At 69.8% G+C, this 17,096-nt stretch carries 17 protein-coding genes and 2 pseudogenes; 7 read left to right on the top strand and 12 right to left on the bottom strand.

Annotated elements, in window-relative coordinates; all coding sequences use genetic code 11:
* Window positions 1–58 precede the first annotated feature (58 nt).
* The 9 genes from ABD194_RS07985 to ABD194_RS07945 all read right to left on the bottom strand — a co-directional run bounded on the left by ABD194_RS07985 (window position 59) and on the right by ABD194_RS07945 (window position 6,930).
* Complete coding sequence (locus tag ABD194_RS07985; protein WP_343989796.1) at window positions 59–634, bottom strand: cytochrome c biogenesis CcdA family protein; 576 nt, start codon at window positions 632–634, stop codon at window positions 59–61.
* Between the two features lie 169 nt (window positions 635–803).
* Window positions 804–1,355, bottom strand: a complete 552-nt coding sequence (locus tag ABD194_RS07980) for a TlpA family protein disulfide reductase (RefSeq protein ID WP_343989794.1) — start codon at window positions 1,353–1,355, stop codon at window positions 804–806.
* 65 nt (window positions 1,356–1,420) lie between these two features.
* Entirely contained in the window at window positions 1,421–2,470 is a 1,050-nt protein-coding gene (locus ABD194_RS07975; protein WP_343989792.1) for a prolipoprotein diacylglyceryl transferase family protein, read from the bottom strand.
* Between the two features lie 50 nt (window positions 2,471–2,520).
* The gene (locus tag ABD194_RS07970) at window positions 2,521–3,162 is read right to left on the bottom strand and encodes a DUF305 domain-containing protein (RefSeq protein ID WP_343989790.1); all 642 of its coding nucleotides are present in this window, start codon (window positions 3,160–3,162) and stop codon (window positions 2,521–2,523) included.
* Window positions 3,163–3,384: 222 nt separating this feature from the next.
* A complete protein-coding gene (locus ABD194_RS07965) occupies window positions 3,385–3,792 on the bottom strand; it encodes a hypothetical protein (RefSeq protein WP_343989788.1) in 408 nt (135 codons plus the stop codon).
* Entirely contained in the window at window positions 3,789–4,031 is a 243-nt protein-coding gene (locus ABD194_RS07960) for a hypothetical protein (protein ID WP_343989786.1), read from the bottom strand. The genes ABD194_RS07965 and ABD194_RS07960 overlap by 4 nt, the downstream gene beginning before the upstream one ends.
* 69 nt (window positions 4,032–4,100) lie before the next feature.
* A complete protein-coding gene (locus ABD194_RS07955; RefSeq protein ID WP_343989784.1) occupies window positions 4,101–4,985 on the bottom strand; it encodes a F510_1955 family glycosylhydrolase in 885 nt (294 codons plus the stop codon).
* Window positions 4,982–6,571 carry a multicopper oxidase family protein gene (locus tag ABD194_RS07950; RefSeq protein WP_343989782.1) on the bottom strand — a complete coding sequence of 530 codons (1,590 nt, stop codon included), beginning with the start codon at window positions 6,569–6,571 and terminating at the stop codon, window positions 4,982–4,984. Before ABD194_RS07950 ends, ABD194_RS07955 begins: the two co-directional genes overlap by 4 nt.
* Window positions 6,568–6,930, bottom strand: coding sequence for an SHOCT domain-containing protein (locus tag ABD194_RS07945; RefSeq protein ID WP_343989780.1), 363 nt, complete (start codon window positions 6,928–6,930; stop codon window positions 6,568–6,570). The genes ABD194_RS07950 and ABD194_RS07945 overlap by 4 nt, the downstream gene beginning before the upstream one ends.
* 256 nt (window positions 6,931–7,186) lie before the next feature.
* On the opposite strand from ABD194_RS07945, the gene ABD194_RS07940 reads away from it, so the two are divergent.
* The 3 genes from ABD194_RS07940 (at window position 7,187) to ccsB (ending at window position 10,265) form a co-directional block, all read left to right on the top strand.
* Window positions 7,187–7,912 carry a response regulator gene (locus ABD194_RS07940; protein ID WP_343989778.1) on the top strand — a complete coding sequence of 242 codons (726 nt, stop codon included), beginning with the start codon at window positions 7,187–7,189 and terminating at the stop codon, window positions 7,910–7,912.
* 92 nt (window positions 7,913–8,004) lie between these two features.
* Window positions 8,005–9,192, top strand: coding sequence for a sensor histidine kinase (locus ABD194_RS07935; protein WP_343989776.1), 1,188 nt, complete (start codon window positions 8,005–8,007; stop codon window positions 9,190–9,192).
* Complete coding sequence (ccsB, locus tag ABD194_RS07930; protein WP_343989774.1) at window positions 9,189–10,265, top strand: c-type cytochrome biogenesis protein CcsB; 1,077 nt, start codon at window positions 9,189–9,191, stop codon at window positions 10,263–10,265. The genes ABD194_RS07935 and ccsB overlap by 4 nt, the downstream gene beginning before the upstream one ends.
* A 361-nt stretch (window positions 10,266–10,626) precedes the next feature.
* On the opposite strand, the pseudogene ABD194_RS07925 reads toward ccsB, so the two are convergent.
* From ABD194_RS07925 to ABD194_RS07915, 3 genes and pseudogenes are all read right to left on the bottom strand, one after another.
* A pseudogene (locus ABD194_RS07925) lies at window positions 10,627–13,014 on the bottom strand (heavy metal translocating P-type ATPase).
* Window positions 13,015–13,281: 267 nt separating this feature from the next.
* Window positions 13,282–13,500: a heavy-metal-associated domain-containing protein gene (locus ABD194_RS07920; protein ID WP_343989772.1), complete on the bottom strand. Its 219-nt coding sequence runs from the start codon at window positions 13,498–13,500 to the stop codon at window positions 13,282–13,284.
* Between the two features lie 82 nt (window positions 13,501–13,582).
* Window positions 13,583–13,891 (bottom strand): metal-sensitive transcriptional regulator, encoded by a 309-nt coding sequence (locus tag ABD194_RS07915; RefSeq protein ID WP_343989770.1) that lies wholly within the window; start codon window positions 13,889–13,891, stop codon window positions 13,583–13,585.
* 323 nt (window positions 13,892–14,214) lie between these two features.
* On the opposite strand from ABD194_RS07915, the gene ABD194_RS21610 reads away from it, so the two are divergent.
* The 4 genes and pseudogenes from ABD194_RS21610 to ABD194_RS07900 form a co-directional block, all read left to right on the top strand.
* Complete coding sequence (locus ABD194_RS21610; RefSeq protein ID WP_425579963.1) at window positions 14,215–15,141, top strand: TVP38/TMEM64 family protein; 927 nt, start codon at window positions 14,215–14,217, stop codon at window positions 15,139–15,141.
* 458 nt (window positions 15,142–15,599) lie between these two features.
* Window positions 15,600–15,995: an ArsR/SmtB family transcription factor gene (locus tag ABD194_RS07910; protein WP_343989768.1), complete on the top strand. Its 396-nt coding sequence runs from the start codon at window positions 15,600–15,602 to the stop codon at window positions 15,993–15,995.
* A 47-nt stretch (window positions 15,996–16,042) separates the two neighbouring features.
* Window positions 16,043–16,387 (top strand): NADH-quinone oxidoreductase subunit A, encoded by a 345-nt coding sequence (locus ABD194_RS07905; RefSeq protein ID WP_343989766.1) that lies wholly within the window; start codon window positions 16,043–16,045, stop codon window positions 16,385–16,387.
* Window positions 16,378–17,096 (top strand): annotated as a pseudogene (locus tag ABD194_RS07900) (hypothetical protein); the annotation flags it as partial. The gene ABD194_RS07905 and the pseudogene ABD194_RS07900, both read left to right, overlap by 10 nt.

Raw genomic sequence — 17,096 nt, 5'->3', positions numbered from 1 at the left:
CGGCCCTGTGGGTGTAACGGCGCCGCTCTGGCGGGCCACTTGGAGCCGGTTTGAGTGGTCAGACGATGGTCCTGAAGTTGTTGATCAGGCGTGACTGGAGCCAGGTGATGACAGGCTCCCAGAGGCCGCCGAGCATGAAGACGCCGACCGTGAGCAGGATGATGCCGCCGGTCAGCCGGATGGGCCGGCGGTGTCGACGCAGCCAGTCGCTGGCGCGGCTGGCCCGTTCGTATCCAGCGGCCATGGCGAGGAAGGGCAGGCCCAGGCCGAGGCAGTAGGCGACCGCAAGGGCGATGCCGCGGCTGACTGTCCCGGACTGCGCGGACAGTGGTGCGGCCATGGCGAGGATCGCGGCGAGCGTTGGGCCTTGGCAGGGGCCCCACCCGATGCCGAAGGCGACCCCGAGCAGCGGCGCTCCGCCCAGCCCAGTGGCGGGGCGCCACCGCGGCGTCAGCGACCACGACCTGCCCACCCCGAGGGAGAGCAGGGCGGTGACGATGACGACGGCTCCGCTGATGCGCAGCAACCCGGACTGGTGTTCCTGCATTGTCAGGGATGCGGCGGCGACGATTCCTGCGCCGATGATGAAGACGGTGCTGAAGCCGAGCACGAAAAGTAACGTCCCCAGGACCATGCGGCCGCGGCGTCGCTCGGCCAGCGGCTGCTCCGACAGCCCCCGGTCACGTACCCGAGGAAGCCGGGGACGAGGGGCAGGACGCAGGGGGAGGCGAACGAGACGATCCCAGCGAGGACCGCGACACCGAGTGCGACGACGACGGGAGCGGAGGTCAGATCGGCGGGGCTCATGCAGCGCGCACGTCCTCGACCAGACCGACAAGGGTTGAGGCGGTCAGCGGCCCGAGCACGCGCGCCGCGATCCGGTGTTGCCGGTCCAAGACCAGGGTCGTCGGGGTGGCAGGTGCTTTCCCGTCGAGGGAGATCATCCGCTGACCCCCGTCGTAGGCGAGGGACGGGTAGGGGACGCGGTTGGCGCGGATGAACGCCATCGCGGACTCGGGGCTCTCCTTTGTATCCAGCCCGATGAAGGCCACGTCCTTGAAACGGCCGGTCAGCGTGCGGTAGGCCTTGTCCAGTTCGGGGGTCTCGGTGATGCACGGCGGGCACCATGAGCCCCACACGTTCAGGACGACGACTTGGCCGGGATGTTCCTGCAGTGACCAGGTGCGACCATCGACGGTCGGTCCTGCCACGGTGAGTGGCCGCCCGCGGTCGGCGCGGTCGATCCGTTCGACGCTGCCGTCTCCGGAGACGTATCCCTTCCGGTCCCCTGCGCGCGCCTGGGCGGCTACCGAGTTCGCGCCTGAGGTGGTGCCACATGCGGCCGCGGTGAGCATCAGTCCGAGGCCCGCGGCCGCCCAGGCCAGGCGCGCACCGCCAGCGGCTCGCCGGGCCCTGCCGGTCACGACGCGTCTCCCGGCTCGGACGGGCTTCCGCCGACGCGATCTCGTCCTGGGGTCGGAGTGGCTGCTGAACCGAGGCCCGAAGGTTCCGCGACCGTGGCCGCGGTGTCGCTGTCACCTGCGCCGGTCGTGGGACCGGTCGTCAGTGCATCCGTCTCGGTCGCCGCGGACCGCCTCGGGCGCTGCCGCGCCACCGCGGTGGCGATCGACACCGCCGCGACTGCCACGACGATGACAGCGATCAGCTGGGTGCCGGTCAGCCCGGCGAACGGTCGCTCGTCGATCCCGCGCGCTGCGTCGAGCGCCAGCCGCTGCCCGGCGTAGAGCAGCGCGAAGAGGCCGATCGCGACTCCGGGCACTACACGGGTCCACCTCGCGGCCGCGACGAGGAGGAGCGCGATGACGGCGGCGGCCATGAGGTCGTAGGCGGGGGTGAGGTGGTAGGCACAGCCCACGTAGAACGCTCCCAGGTCGGTGCAGCTCTCGCCGAGCCCCGGTGCTCGCGCGGGACTGGGGGAGAAGCCGGGCGCCAGGATCGAACCCGGCTGGACCACGTAGCCGATGCCCCAGCTCCCGGTCAGGGGGCGACCGAGATGGTCCCCGAGCATCAGGTCCCCGACCCGGCCCACCGCGATCCCGACTGCCAGGGGGGCCGCCGCGGCGTCAATGACCGGAACCACGCGCACACCTCGGCGGCGCAGCACGATCAGCGCGGCGAGCATGCCACCGAGCAGCCCCCCGAACAGGGCCATGCCGCCGCGCCACACCTCGAGCATCTGCCAGAGCGACCCGAACTGGCTCGGGTGCGAGATCACGTAGTCGATCCGCGCACCAGCCAGACCGGCCACGACGCCCCAGCCGACAGCAGCCTCGGCCGCACCGATGTCCAGCCCCCGCGCCAGCAGCGTACGGCGCAACAGCACCCACCCCACGACGATGCCGGCCACCGACAGCAGGCCGTGAGGGGAGATACCCAACACCGTCGGCACGGTCGGGTAACTCCACTCGACGGCGCCCGGCGCCGTCAGCGCCGCCAGAGTCGTCACCACGTCACGTCCACGACATGTCCCTAACCCCATTCACGAGCACGGGCGCCCGGTCAGGACAGGCCCTTCATGGTGGCGATCTCCTCGGTCTGGGCCTTGACAACGGCCTCGGCGAGGGTCTTGACGTCGGGATTCTGCGTCGTGGTGAGGACCTGCCGGGCCATGGTGATGGCGCCCTCGTGGTGTGCGGTCATCATCGTCACCCACTGCTTGTCGAACTCGGCACCGTCGGCGGCCTTGAGGGCGTCCATGTCGGCTTGGGTCATCATGCCCTGCCCGGAAGTCCCGCCCATCCCATCGTGGCTCATCCCCGTCGTGGGCAGCGGCGCACCCCAGGACTGCAGCCATCCGCGCATCGTCTCGATCTCTGGGTCCTGACCAGCCTTGATCTGGGTCGCCAGCTGCCGCACCTGCGCCGAGGCGCTCTGCTTGCCCAGCGCGATGTCGGCCATCTCCACGGCCTGCTGGTGGTGCGGCACCATCATCTGCGCGAACATCACGTCTCCGGCCCGGCCCGCATTGGACCCCGTGGGTGCAGCCGAGCCTGACGCCGCCGTGCCGGTCGGCTCACCAGTCATGCCGGACGCGGCGTGGTCCGTGCCCGGCATTGACCCCGACCCGGAGCAGGCGGTGAGGACGACGGCCAAAACGACCGCGCCGACAGCGGGGACGAATCGACGGATGGATGAAGGCATGCAGATAACTCCTCGAAGACGTCGGGAGTTGACCGGAGCCCGCGTGGGGCTCCTCGGTCAACCGTGTGGGCGTCACCGGCGACATCGACGGGACGACGAACCTCCACCCTCGTCCGGGCTCGCGGACGAACCGTCAGGTTTCCATGAAGGTTTGATGAAGATGATCGCCGATGCGTAATCACTGCCTGCCCTGGTCGGTGCGCTCTTGGCCACGGAATACACCTAGTCGCTGATTCGGCGCCAGCGCCGGACCCAGCTGTACCAGCTGGGTCGCGGACCGATTCCGGCGGCGCCGCGGGTCTCGGGGGTCCCGAAGGCCAGACGGCCGGCCGCCCGGTCCACCTGCCAACCCCAGAGCAGAGGGAGCTGGGCGATTCGGGTGCGCTGGGCATGCATGACCGCCACGAACAACAGGAGGCTGGCGATGACCACCGTGGTGAGGTCCGCGCCGTCGTGCGCCAGGTGCGGGCGCACGGCAGGGATGAGCGGCGCCCCAACCGCCAGCCAGCCCGCGCGGCGCTGCGTCGGCCGGGCGAGCCGGAACGCCAGGCTCGCGGCCAGGGCCGCCGCTCCCACGAGCAGCAGTGCGAGCGGAAGCAGGGCGTGGGCGGGGATCCCCGCGGTGGTCACTTGTTTCGCTTGGGTTCGATCTGCCCGGCCAACCAGATGCCGGCCATGAAGATCAGCCCGGCGATGGGGTAGCCGGCCGCGAGATCGGTCCAGCCGGACGGGCTGCCGGCCAGGTGCATCACGAGATGGACCGCGGCGATGATCCCGCCGACGACCATGAGCAGCTGCCCGAGTCGGACTCGGCGCCGGTAGCGGTCATAGGCCGCCGCGGGGTCAGCGGCTGAGGAGCTGGGTGACACTGGGAGCTCTCCTTCGTGGTCATTCGGCTTAGGCGGTCGGCCCGGGCGGTGGCGTGAGGGGTTTGGGTGCTAGACGAGGATCTGGGTTTGGGCGCCGAGGTCGTTGGTGCGCCATACCTGTGTTCCGACGACGAGGAGGATCTCGATCTGTTCGGCGCCGAGCAGGGTCGCGGTGATCGCGGAGACGTCCCCGACGCTGCGCGGGCCCACCTTCCAGGTGGCGCCGGCGTCCCGGCTGACCATCAGGGCTCCGGTGGTGCTGGCGCCCACGATGGTCCGTGGCCCGGCCCAGGCGACGGTGACCAGCAGCTGCGGCGTGGACACCGTCTGCCAGGTCAGCCCGCGGTCGGCGGATGCCAGTAGGCCTCGTTCTGTCGTGGCCAGGACGGTCCCATCGGGTCCGGCGGCGAGGTCCCGTGGTGGGGCTGGGATCTGCCGGTCCTGCCAGTCGACCCGGTCCGGGCTGAAGTGTAGGGCGTCGTCGAAGGCCATCACTCCCGGGCCTAGCGCGGTCAGCGCGTGGAAGTCGGACTGGCCGCCGCGCGAGCGAAGGGTCCAGGTATGGCCCCGGTCGGTGGACTGGATCAGGCCTATGGGTTGCGGCAGATCGCTGTCCGGGGCCGGATGGCCGGAGGCGAGGTACGTGCCATCGGGGGCGATGGCGAATCCCATCAGGTCGAAGGGCGGGCCGACCGCGACGAGCTGGCCCGCCCCGGCAAACCGGAAGAGCCCCTGATGGGTGGCGACCAGGATGGTGTCGCGGTCGCGCACCGCGCGGTGGATGTGGGTGATAGCCACATCACCTCGCGGGTTGGTGGGCGCGGCCGGGTTCCCCTGCTGATCTGGCTGTTCCGAGCCTGGCGGGGCGATGGTGCAGCCGGAGAGGACTGCCAGGGCAGCCGCCGGCAGACCGGTGAGGACCAGTCGGCGGGGCAGGCCCGTCGAGAGAGTCACCGCTGGTACCTCAGCTCGAGCATCATGCCGGCCTCCGCGTGGTAGATATTGTGGCAGTGGGTCATCCAGGATCCGACGTTGTCCGCGTCGAGCTCGATCGGCAGCGCCTGCATCGGCCGCAACAGCACCGTGTCCTTGCGTAGGCCCGAGCCCGCGAGGGCAAACGTGTGCCCGTGCACGTGGTATGGGTGGGCCATCATGGTCTGGTTGACGAGGTTCAGGCGGACCCGCTGCCCCTCACGGACGAGCACCGGTTCGTTGCGCCCGTGGGGGGCCCCGTTGATGCCCCACGCGTACGGGCTCATCTGCCCGGTCAGGGCCACCGGCGCGGTCACATCCGCTGCGCGGGGAGTCAACCGTGCGGACTCGGCCGGCTGCAGCTGCGCGCCGATCAGCGCGGTCCCGGTGAGCTCTTCCGGTCGTGCAGTCGTCGGGGGCGCGGCCCCGGCCGGCGAGGTCCGTAGCACGGCCATCGCCTGACCGGTCTTGCCGAACGGGACTGCGACGAACGGAAACACGCCGTCCTTGACGGTGACCAAGGCGTCGTAGCGTTCGCCCATCCCGAGGTGAAGGGCCCGGGTCCGGGTGGGTTTCACGGCGAACCCGTCGCTGTGCGTGATGGTCATGTCGTGGCCACCGAGGGCGACCGTGAAGATCGTGTCCGCGGCGGCGTTGATGATCCGCATACGGACACGTTGACCGGGGCGCGCCCGCATGACGGTCGGTGCGGTCGCGACCCGGCCGTTGACCAGGTAGTACGGGTAGCTGACGTCGCCGGCGTCGCCGAACGGTTCAGGCCCCATCTGCATCTCGCTCGTGGAACCCGACGATGTCCCCGTTGTGGCGTCAGGCATTGAGCCCATCGACCCGTGGTCCATCCCGCTCATGCCGGGCACTGACGTCCCCGGCATGCCTTCCATGCCGCTCATCCCGGACATGCTCTTTCCGGACTTCAGGTCGGTGAGCACCTGCTCGGGGGTCCGGCCCGTTCCATCGATCCAGTCGTCCAACACGATGATCCATTCGGTGTCGTAAGCGCCCGGCTCGGCTGGGTCATCGATGATCAGCGGAGCGTAGAGGCCCCGGTCCAGCTGCACTCCCACGTGCGGGTGGTAGAAGTGCGTGCCGGGGTCGGGTGCGGTGAAGGTGTACGTGTACGACCCGCCTTGCGTGATGGGGTCCTGCGTGAGACCGGGGACGCCATCGGCGGCATTGGCCAGCCGGATCCCGTGCCAGTGCACGGTGGTTTCCGCAGGCAGCTGGTTGTTCAGGCGTACCCGGATCAGGTCGCCGGCGCTGGCGCGGATCAGCGGGCCCGGGATCGAGTCGTTGTAGGTCCATGTCGACACCACGGGGCCGCCGAGGTCCACCGTGGCGGGCCGGGGGGTGAGGACCTTCTCGACGATTCTCTGCCCGCGGGTGGGCGTGACGGCGGGGCCGGTTCCGAAGGTTGCCGCTGTTGTCGATGCGCCCGTTGCCGTGCCGGCCGCTGGAGCCGGGATGCCGCTGCTGCACGCGGCGAGGGCTGTGGCGGACCCCATCCCGCCCAGGCCGAGGAGCAGGGTGCGTCGGGAAACATTGCTCATGATGTCCGGTGACGGTCCTTTGTCGGATCGGGAACTGACAGGGGTGACTTCGGGCTGGCTGCGCTGGGGCTGCCTGCGCTGGCGCTTGCTGGGCTCGATGAGGGGAGCGGGCGGTCGAGCGGCGCGGACACGCCGGTCAGGGCGCGGCGGCGCTGCTCGTACTCTTCGAGGGTGATCTCACCGCGTGCCAACCGGTCGGCGAGCACGTGCAGCGGGCTCGGGACCAAGGCGGGTCCGGGCCCGGGCGCGCGGTCGCTGAGGATGGCGCGCACGAGGATGGCGATCAAGACCCAGAACCCGATGGTGCCCGCGGCCATGAGCAGCCACATTCCGGGGCCCATCCCGGAGGTCCACATCATGTCGTTCCTCCCTCTCGTGGCCTCGCTTGGCCTACTGCTTTGATCGTGCCCCGTTGACACCCCCGGCGGGATCGGGACCCTGCACGTCGATGGAGGAGGGACCCCATGCCGTGGTTGACATGCGATCCGTCGCAATGACAAGGGTCGGCTCGGGTGGTTGGTGTTCGACGCAGATTTCATGAAGATCCAACGAAGGTTGCCGCCTCTGACCCTGGCGCGTGTACCGGTTCCGCGGCTGGGCGTGGACACTGTCGGCATGAGCAGTCCGGCCACCGAGTTCCCTCCCGCGCGCGTCCTGGTCGTAGATGACGAGCGCTCGCTCGCGACGCTGGTCGGCACCTACCTGAGCCAGGCGGGGTTCGCTCCGGCCCTGGCTCACTCCGGCCCGGAGGCGGTGGCCGCGGCCCGGGAGCAGGCCCCGGACGTCCTGATCCTCGACCTGGGCCTGCCGGGCCTGGACGGGGTGGAGGTGTGCCGACAGGTCCGCACCTTCAGTGACTGCTACATCCTCATGCTGACCGCCCGCACCCACGAGACGGACAAGCTCATCGGCCTGTCCGTCGGCGCCGACGACTACATCACCAAGCCGTTCAGCCCCCGCGAGCTGGTGGCCCGTGTCCAGGCGGTGCTGCGTCGCCCGCGACCGGCTCGCACGGACCCAGCACCCGCCAATAACAGCACGGTCAGCGTGTTCGGCCCGCTGCGCATCGACTACGAGAGCCGGGAGGTGACCCTCGACGGGGACCCGGTGGCGCTGACCCGCACCGAGTTCGACATCCTCGCGGTGCTCAGCGAGCGACCGAACCTGGCCTGGTCGCGGCGTCAGCTGATCGACGAGGTGTGGGACGCGGCGTGGGTCGGCGACGAGCACATCGTCGATGTGCACATCGCCCATCTGCGTCGCAAGTTCGGTGACGACTCGGCCAGCCCCCGGTTCATCACCACGGTGCGCGGTGTCGGCTACCGGATGGGCCGAGGATGAGCCCCCCAACCGGCGGCCGTAGCGGCGCCGTCGGCCGAAGGTGGTCCGGTGTCCGGCGCGCGTGGGGCACCCAAGGGCTGGCTACTAAGCTCATGGCGGCCCTGGTCGCTGTCCTCGTGGCGAGCATCGTCACCGCCGCGGTGGTCGCCGCGCTCGTCGGCCCGCCGATCTTCCATGAGCACCTGATCGAGGCCGGGCACGCCGCGGACTCGCCCGAGCTCACCCACATCGAGGAGGCCTACCGGGACAGCAGCCTCACCTCGCTGGGTATCGCGCTCGTCGTGGCGGTCGGCTGCGCGTCCGTCGTCGCGTGGTACGTGAGCCGTCGCCTGCAGGCGCCACTGGGGGCGCTGACTCGCGCGGCCCGGGAAGTCTCGCGCGGGCACTACGACCGCCGGGTGGCGCTCACCGGGGCCAGCCGCGAACTTGACACGCTTGCCGAGGCGTTCAACACGATGGCCGCGCGACTAGAACAGGTCGAGGACACCCGCCGGCAGCTGCTCTCAGATCTGGCCCACGAGATGCGCACGCCCGTCGCCACAGTCCGTGCCTACAGCGAAGGCCTGCAGGACGGGGTGGTGGGCTGGGACGAGAACGTCGCTGCGGTCCTGCTTGATCAGAGCGACCGGCTGGGACGGCTCGCCGATGACCTGGACGATGTGTCCCGCGCCGAGGAGGGACGCATCCCGTTGGATCTGCGGCCGAGCCGCGTCGGGGACCTCGTGTGGTCCGCCGCGGACGCGGCCCGCGCCGCGTACCAGCTCAAGGGCGTCAACCTCGTCGTCGACGCAGATCCGGCAGCCGGTCTGACCGTGGACGTCGATGCGCAACGCTTCGGGCAGATCAGCGCCAACCTGCTCGGCAACGCGCTGCGGCACACCGCAGCGGGAGGCACCGTGACGCTCGCCGCGCTCCGGGTCGATGCCGAGGTCGACATCCGCGTCACGGACAACGGCGAGGGCATCCCGCCCGAGCAATTGCCGCACGTGTTCGAACGGTTCTATCGTGGCGACACCGCCCGCGACCGAGCACACGGCGGCTCGGGCATCGGCCTGACCATCAGCAAGGCCCTCGCCGACGCGCTCGGCGGCTCCCTCACCGCGGCCAGCCCCGGCACCGGGGAGGGCTCGACCTTCACCGTGACCCTGCCCATCACCTCCATCGGCAGGCCTCCACGACCCACCACCACCGAGGCCGCCACCGAGGCCGCCACCGCGGCGGGCCGGACCGGAGCGCGCCGCTCTACCCCGCCGTCACCAGGCCCGCAGGAGATGCCATGACCCCCGAGACCCTCGCCGCCAACGCGAACCTCGCCCTCTACTCCTCGATGTTGGTCTACACCCTCGCCATGCTCGCCTTCAGCTGGCACCTTGCCGCCCGGACCGGGGCCACCACCCAGGCCAGCCAGGCCACCGGGACCCTGGAGGCCCCAGAACAAGCCAGCGCCCCTGCCCGGGAACAGGCCCTTGCCGCGGTTGCAGGGCCTGGCGCCAGCCACACCCAACTCGAAGAGCCCGCGCACGACCGCAGTCCGGCTCGGACAGGGGCCCCAGCTGGTCCACCCGTACCTGCCGGGCCGGACCCGACGCACAGCCGGGCCAGCCGCCAGCGCGGCAACGTCGCGCTGATGCTGACCTACCTCGCGACACTTCTGCTCATCGGGTCGGTGCTGCTGCGCGGAATAGCCGTGATGCGCCCGCCGTGGGGCAACATGTTCGAGTTCGCGACCGCCGCCGCGGCCGCGGTCGGCGCCGTCTACTGTGCCCTGGCCAAGCGCCACCAGTGGCAGTGGCTCGGTCTCTTCATCGTTGCCCCCATCCTGCTCGTGCTGGGCCTGTCCGTGACTGTGCTCTACACCGAGGCCGGTGAGCTCATGCCAGCCCTGAAGTCCTACTGGCTGGGCATCCACGTGTCCATCGCGTTCCTAGCCGTCGCGTTCTTCACCATCGGCTTCGCCCTCGGCGCGCTCTCTCTCGTGCAACAGCATCGGGCCGGCAAACCGTCCACACGAGTCCGGTTCCTCGACACCCTCCCGGACGCGCCAGCGCTCGAACGCGGCGCCTACTCGATCAACATGGTGGGCTTCATCCTGTGGACCTTCACCTTGATCGCCGGCGCGATCTGGGCCAAGGAGGCCTGGGGCGCCTACTGGCAGTGGGACCCCAAGGAGGTCTGGACCTTCATCATCTGGACGGTCTATGCCGCCTACATGCATGGCCGTGCCACCGCCGGGGTCAACCACCGCAAAACCACCTACATCGCGGTGGGCGGCTACGCCGCCGTGATCATCAACTTCACCCTCGTGAACCTGATGGCCACCTTCGCCGGGATGCACAACTACTCCGGGATGTGACGGTGAGACCGCGGCAGCCAAGATCGCCCGACGTCGAGCCGAGCCTCGACGAGCGGCAGTGGCTCGACCCGCGGCAAGCCGTACACCGACCCCAGGACCGGCCCGATCACTTACGGTGTCACAGCCACAACCCAGGCAACGGAGGATGAGATCACCCAACGCATGGCCGAGGTGCGAGCAGGGACGATGACAAACCCGTCAACCACTCCGGGGCAATCCTGAGGACGCGCCCCACCCGTAGGTTCGCGGCCGCGGCTGCCGCTGGCGCAGAGACTCACGACTTGAATGATCAGCTTCAGCAACCATCGCTGGCCCGGTGCCACGTCGGCTTGGTCGCAACCGACCGTCGATCGGTCGAGTGTTACCGCCGGCTGGGGTCGAGCCGTCGCAGCCGCAGGCTGTTCGAGACGACAAACACCGAACTGAACGCCATCGCGGCACCGGCGATCAGCGGGTTCAGCAGGCCGACGGCCGCGAGCGGCAGGGCGGCCACCTTGTACGCGAACGCCCAGAACAGGTTGCCCATGATGGTGCGCAGGGTGGCCCGCGAGAGCCGGATCGCGTCCGGGGCCGCCCGCAGGTCTCCGGTGACGAGGGTCAGATCGGAGGCCTCGATGGCCACGTCGGTGCCGGTGCCCATCGACAGGCCCAGGTCAGCCTGTGCCAGCGCGGCAGCGTCGTTCACGCCGTCGCCGACCATGGCCACGACCGCACCGTCACGCTGGAGTCTCGCGACGACCTCGACCTTGTCCTGCGGGAGGACCTCGGCGATGACGTCGGCGGCCGTGATGCCGACCGCCGAGGCGACCGCTGCCGCGGCGGCGGCGTTGTCACCGGTGAGCAGCACCGGGCGTAGGCCCAGCTCCTGCAGCTCGGCGATCGCGGCGGCGGATGACTCTTTGACCTGGTCCGCCACGACGATGACCGCGGTCATCTCTCCGTCCCAGCCAATCCAGATCGGGGTCTGGCCGAGCTGTTCGGCGGCTGCTGCGGCGTGCACGAGGTCCTCCGGGGCGCTCATTGTCCAGTCGTGCTGGAGCCAGGTTCGTCGCCCGGCGATCGCGGCGTGCCCGTCGACGACGCCTGACACGCCCTTCCCTCCCGCGTTCAAGAACGACTCAAGCCTGCTGAGGTGGGATCCGCTGGTCGTGGCGTGGGCGGCGACCGCGCGCGATCGGGTGTTCGGAGGCGTCCTCGAGGGATCCCGCGATGTTCAGCACGTCAGCGGTGTCGACGCCGGCGGTGGTGTGGATGGCCACGACGCCCATTTGCCCGGTGGTGACGGTGCCGGTCTTGTCGAGCACGACGGTGTCGACGCGGCGGGTGGATTCAAGGACTTGGGGGCCCTTGATGAGGATGCCCAGCTGGGCGCCGCGGCCGGTGCCGACGAGCAGCGCGGTCGGGGTTGCGAGTCCGAGCGCGCACGGGCAGGCGATGATGAGGACGGCGACGGCGGCGGTGAACGCGGCCGTTGTGGTGTGTCCGGTGCGCAGCCACGCCGCCAGGGTAAAGGATGGACAGGCCGATGACGATGGGGACGAACACGGCCGAGACGCGGTCGGCCAGACGCTGCACCTGAGCCTTGCCGTTCTGGGCGGCCTCGATGAGGCGTGCCATCGCGGCCAGCTGGGTGTCCGCGCCGACCCGGGTGGCGCGCACGAGCAGGCGTCCACCCGCGTTGACGGTGGCGCCGACGACGGCATCGCCGGGTCCGACCTCGATGGGGACGGACTCGCCGGTGAGCATGGACGCGTCGACCGCGGACGTGCCGGAGATGACCGTGCCGTCGGTAGCGATCTTCTCCCCGGGACGGACGACGAACTGGTCACCGACGACGAGCTGCTCGATAGCGATCCGGGTCTCGACCGGCTCACTGCTTGGCGGGCCAGGCACGTCCTCATGCCCCGCGCCGTGCAGCTGATCCGTTCGCGCTGGTCCGCTGGTGCTGTTGCGCAGGACGGCGACGTCCTTGGCACCCATGTCGAGCAGCGCGCGCAGCGCGGCCCCGGAGGTGCGCTTGGCGCGGGCCTCGAAGTACCGGCCGGCGAGGATGAACGTGGTGACGGCGGCGGCGACCTCGAGGTAGATGTGCTCCGAGCCAGCGGTGTCGGAGCTTGGGAGCAGCTCGAACGGCATTCGCATCCCGGTCATGCCGGCGTGCGTGAACAGCAGCGCCCACAAGGACCAGAGGTACGCCGCGATGACCCCGAGGGAGATGAGCGTGTCCATGGTCGCGGCGCCGTGCCGGGCGTTCATCCAGGCGGCGCGGTGGAACGGCAGCGCGCCCCAGACAGCGACAGGGGAGGCCAGCGTCAGGGAGATCCACTGCCAGTTGTCGAACTGCAGCGCTCGGATCATGGACAGGGCCACGACAGGGACCGTCAGCGCCGCCGACACGCTCACGGGTGCGCCACGCGGCGGCCTCGGTTATGCGCGGGTCCACCGGTTCGGAAGGGGTCCCGCTTCAGGAAGTTCCGGGGATGCCGGGCGCCGCGGCCGGACCTGCTGTGGGCGTTGGGGGACTAGGCAGCTTGGCTGTGTACCCGGTCGAGGTCACCGTGGCGATGAGGTCACCGACGCTGACGTTGTCGGCGAAGCGGACCTTGGCCTTCTCGGTGGCGTAGTTCACCGTGGCGGCCACGCCGTCGAGTTTGTTGAGCTTCTTCTCGATGCGGGCTGCGCAGCTGGCGCAGGCCATGCCGCCGATGATGAGCTCGACCTCGGCGTGAACCTCGTCGTGGTGGGTCAGGTCGAGTGCGCCGACCTCATGAGCCCTCGGGGGCCTCCCTGCGGGGGTCGTCGTCGTGGGGGCGATGGTGGTGGCCTGGTCGTGGTTGGACGGGGTGGACATGGTCTTCCTTCCGTGCCGTTCGGCTGTATGCCGGCGGGCGGCGCCCCGTGCCTCGATGTGTCTGGGCGTGTCTGGACGCATCTCTGTGGGCGTGTCTTTGACATGTCGGTGCACCAAGACGTGGGTGCACCGAGACGAGGGGCGCCGCTACGCCATCGAGCATCGTCACGCGAGCTGGTAGTTGCCCGCCTCATCCAGGGCTGCGCTGACCTGCTCGGTGGTCAGCTGCTGGTCCGCCGTGACCCGGACCGTGGACGTGCCGCCGGCGACCAGGTCGACGTTGACGTCGCTGACGCCCGGGATCTGGCTGATCTCCGAGGTGACCGCGCCGACGCAGTGGCCGCAGGTCAGGCCGGTCACGAGAAAGGTCTGGGTGTCGCTCATGGGGTCTCTCCTTGGGTCTCTCTGGGTGTTCTTCTTGGGCGTGGAGGCCGTGGTTGGTTGGTAGTGGGCTGGGTGGCGCTACTCAGGAGCGAACCAGCCGCCCGATCGCGGCGGAGGCTTCGTCGAGCTTGGCGGTCAGGTCGGCGTCCGGCTTGTTGGCCGCATCGGCCAGACAGTGCTTGAGGTGGTCATCGAGCAGTCCGAGGGCAACGGCCTCGAGGGCCTTCGTCGCCGCCGAGACCTGAGTCAGGATGTCGATGCAGTAGGTGTCGTCCTCGACCATGCGGTGAAGCCCGCGAATTTGGCCCTCGATCCGGCGCAGCCGCTTGAGTTGGGTGTCCTTGCTGTGGATATAGCCGGGCTCGGTGTGGGGCTGATTGCCGCGGGCCATCGTGTGCCGGGACGGGCGCAGTAGAGCCCGTGGCCCCCACGCGTCACGGCAGCCGTCACGCCTGCCGTCACGCCTGCCGTCACGCCTGTCACGACACCGGATGCCCTTCCAGCACGGTTCCTGATGGAACGGCGCGCAGCTGACGAAGTGTCGGCACTGGGCTCGTTGGGGCCGACGGCTGCCGGTGTGATCGTGCGTGCTCGTGCGCTGTTCTGCATGGGGTCCTCCTTCTCGCTCAGTATAGGCACTACCCCCCACGGGTATATTGCAGGGGTTGGATCCGATTCGGCGGCGGCGCTCTCGCGCCTCATGATGGTGATCTCATGAACGTGTACCAGTGGTTCAGGCACCGCGACGGCTCGCGCCCGAGTCCCCTAACTCCTAGTCAGCCGGGCGGAGCGTCTGTCCCGGGACCGATCGCGGGCACAGCCACCGTTCTGGTCGTGCTGGTCGCGCTGGCGGCGCTGATTGTGCTGACGATGCCAGCCACCAACAGCAGTGTGAACACGGATCGCACGACCTGGTGGTCTACGGTGTGGGCGGGTGTGAGCTCTCTGGTGGAACCACGGTGGCTGCCTCCGTTGCTGGCTCGGTCGGGCTGGCTCGCTCCGGTGGTGTTCGTGGCCGTGTTCGTACCGGTCACACTGCTCGGGTTGCCCCGCACGGTCCTAACGCTCACGGCTGGTTGGGTCTTCGGCGTGTGGGCGGGGGCGTTGCTCGCTTGGGGAGCGGGAGTGCTCGCGGCCTGCGTCGGCTACGAGCTGGCTCGGGCGGCGGCCTCGCGACGCGGCAGGGCCGGTGGGAACCTGGGCGCAGCCGGTGCGCTCGACGGCCTACCCAATCTCCCGACGGCGGCGTCGTCAGGCTGGGGCGGGGCTCGGCCAGCCGGCATGGGGACGGGGTGGCGCGCCAGCGGTCGGCTGGCCGCGCTGGCGCAGCGGATGGAGTGCGAGAGCACTTCGCGATCTAGCCTGCTCGGAGTCCTCAGCGCCCGCCTGGTGCCAGTGCTGCCTTTCGCCCTGGTGAACTACGGCTGCGGCGCGCTGCGGGTTCCGCGATGGCTCTTCGTTCTGGGGTCTGCCCTCGGACTGCTTCCGGGAGCGTGGGCATACGCCGTCGTCGGTGCTGGGCTGTCGACGCAGGGTAGGCCGCAGGTCGCGACCGCCATGGCTGCTGCCGTGGTGGGCGTGGTCGCCCTAGGCGCCGCGATCGTGAAGCGCCGACGACGGAAAGTGTGCCCCGCCGCCTGACGGCTTGAACCGCGCTCATCGGCTTAGGACCGGCCGACGGCAGGATTTGAGGGGGCCTGCACCGCCGCCGGCGCGCGGCCGCGTGGTGCTCCTCGGTGCGTGTCCGTTACCTGGGCGGTGAGCCGAAGGTTTCTGCATTTGGGGCTGGCCGAGTCCGCGGCGGGTAGAGCTCCCTGAATCGTGGTCAGCCTGGGCGCCGAAGGGATGCCGATCCTTTGACCCTGTAGACCGCGGCGACGTCACGGTCCGGGCCGACTGTGAACTCGGCGCCTTACGAAAGCACCCAGCGCCAACCGTGGGTCTTGGGGGATGGCCACCGTGAGGTGCGTGTGACCGTGCAGCAGGCCCCTCGACCCGGCGACCCTTTTCCGCGGCCTCACACAGCATCGGGGCTTAGCGCCGGCTGTCGGTTCGGACTTCGGCGATCATCCGCATAATCGTGTGGGTATGCGGATGACGTGGATGAGGAAAGCGGGGGCTGCAATGTTTCGGGCGACTCGGACCGGCGCGGGATGCACCGTGCCAAGGCGCGGGTCCCGAGTGCAGAGGACTGTGACCGGCTGGGGTCCGTTCTGTCCCTGATCGCCGGGCCCACCAGAATCCGCCTGCTCTATGCCCTCGACACGGCCGATGAGCTGTGTGTCGGTGATCTGGCACTGGTCCTGTCTGCGTCGGAGGACTCCGTCGGCTATGGCCTGCGGGTGCTGCGGACGGCAGGGCTCGTCACGCGCCGCAAGGAGGGCCGCACGGTCTACTACCGACTGGCAGACGGCTTCCCGGAGCTGTTGCGCTCGGACTGTCTTCGTCAGTTGGTGCACCTCACCCGCGCAGGCGCCTACGGAGGAGGAGCCTGAGTGGGAGCTCGTCCGCGGAGTCAGCCGACAGAGATCTTGGAGGCGATGTGTACCTCGGGGTAGCGCTGCTGTTGCTGGTGACAGGAGCCGGCCTGGCCCTGCTCGTCCTCGTCGCCCGCGTGGTCGCCGTGAGTCCGGAAATCTTGCCGGTTCTGCCGTTCCAGTCCGGCCACCCGCCGACGGAGCATGCCCTCTCGCGTTTCCACGTGCGGTGGTATCCCGCGACTCTGGTATTCCTCGCCTTCGACGTCGAGATGCTGTTCATGTATCCCTGGGCCGTCGTCGTGGCCGAGCTCGGTGCTAGGGCGGTCCTGGAGATGTTCGTGTTTCTGGCCGCGCTCATGGTTGCGGTGCTCTGGGCCTGGCGTGAGGGTGCGCTCCGATGGGTCTGACGGACTGGCTGGCCCGTCAGGCCGTGCGCCGGTGCTCCGTCCTGCTCGTGGAGATGCCGGGCGGATGGCGGACCCGCGTCTACGCGGAGCGCTGCGTTGTGGGACGGGGATGTCACCTCGCCGACACACCCGCCGGTGCCGACATGCTGGTCATCTGCGGACAGCTACCGCCGGAACTGGAGGACAGCGTCGAAGCGGTCTGGGAACAGTTGCCCGGCCCACGCGTGCGGATCACCTTGGCTCCGGACGAGACCGAGCAGGGCGTCGTGGCGGCGGTCGAGGCGGCACTGCCGCGCCTTCGCGACATGGCCGCCCAGCGCGAGGACGCCGCGGGCCGCTCGCTACACGAGGGCATGGACCACGAGGGCATGGACCACGAGGGCATGGACCACGAGGGCATGGACCACGGCGGCATGGACCACGGCGGCATGGACCACGGCGGCATGGACCACGGCGGCATGGACCACGGCGGCATGGACCACGGCGGCATGGACCACGGCGGCATGGACCACGGCGGCATGGACCACGAGGGCATGGACCACGAGGGCATGGACCACGAGGGCATGGACCACGGCGGCATGGACCACGGCGGCATGGACCACGGCGACATGGACCACGGCGACATGGACCACGGCGACATGGACATGGCTCCGGACGGCATCGCGCTGGCCGAGGGCGCCGACGACCGAGACGGTCTCGAGATGGATGA

This window comes from Terrabacter terrae, assembly GCF_039529575.1.
GTDB lineage: Bacteria > Actinomycetota > Actinomycetes > Actinomycetales > Dermatophilaceae > Terrabacter > Terrabacter terrae.
Note: the sequence above shows the minus strand (reverse complement) of the source record. Positions and strands in the feature narration are given on the sequence as shown.

Bases quoted from the DNA above. Each gene is read 5' to 3' on its own strand.
- ABD194_RS07920 (WP_343989772.1), bottom strand. From the start codon at position 13,500: ATGAGCGACACCCAGACCTTTCTCGTGACCGGCCTGACCTGCGGCCAC.
- ABD194_RS07950 (WP_343989782.1), bottom strand. From the start codon at position 6,571: ATGAGCAATGTTTCCCGACGCACCCTGCTCCTCGGCCTGGGCGGGATG.
- ABD194_RS07980 (WP_343989794.1), bottom strand. From the start codon at position 1,355: ATGCTCACCGCGGCCGCATGTGGCACCACCTCAGGCGCGAACTCGGTA.
- ABD194_RS07945 (WP_343989780.1), bottom strand. From the start codon at position 6,930: ATGATGTGGACCTCCGGGATGGGCCCCGGAATGTGGCTGCTCATGGCC.
- ABD194_RS21610 (WP_425579963.1), top strand. From the start codon at position 14,215: ATGAACGTGTACCAGTGGTTCAGGCACCGCGACGGCTCGCGCCCGAGT.
- ccsB (WP_343989774.1), top strand. From the start codon at position 9,189: ATGACCCCCGAGACCCTCGCCGCCAACGCGAACCTCGCCCTCTACTCC.
- ABD194_RS07985 (WP_343989796.1), bottom strand. From the start codon at position 634: ATGGTCCTGGGGACGTTACTTTTCGTGCTCGGCTTCAGCACCGTCTTC.
- ABD194_RS07940 (WP_343989778.1), top strand. From the start codon at position 7,187: ATGAGCAGTCCGGCCACCGAGTTCCCTCCCGCGCGCGTCCTGGTCGTA.
- ABD194_RS07970 (WP_343989790.1), bottom strand. From the start codon at position 3,162: ATGCCTTCATCCATCCGTCGATTCGTCCCCGCTGTCGGCGCGGTCGTT.
- ABD194_RS07915 (WP_343989770.1), bottom strand. From the start codon at position 13,891: ATGGCCCGCGGCAATCAGCCCCACACCGAGCCCGGCTATATCCACAGC.
- ABD194_RS07935 (WP_343989776.1), top strand. From the start codon at position 8,005: ATGGCGGCCCTGGTCGCTGTCCTCGTGGCGAGCATCGTCACCGCCGCG.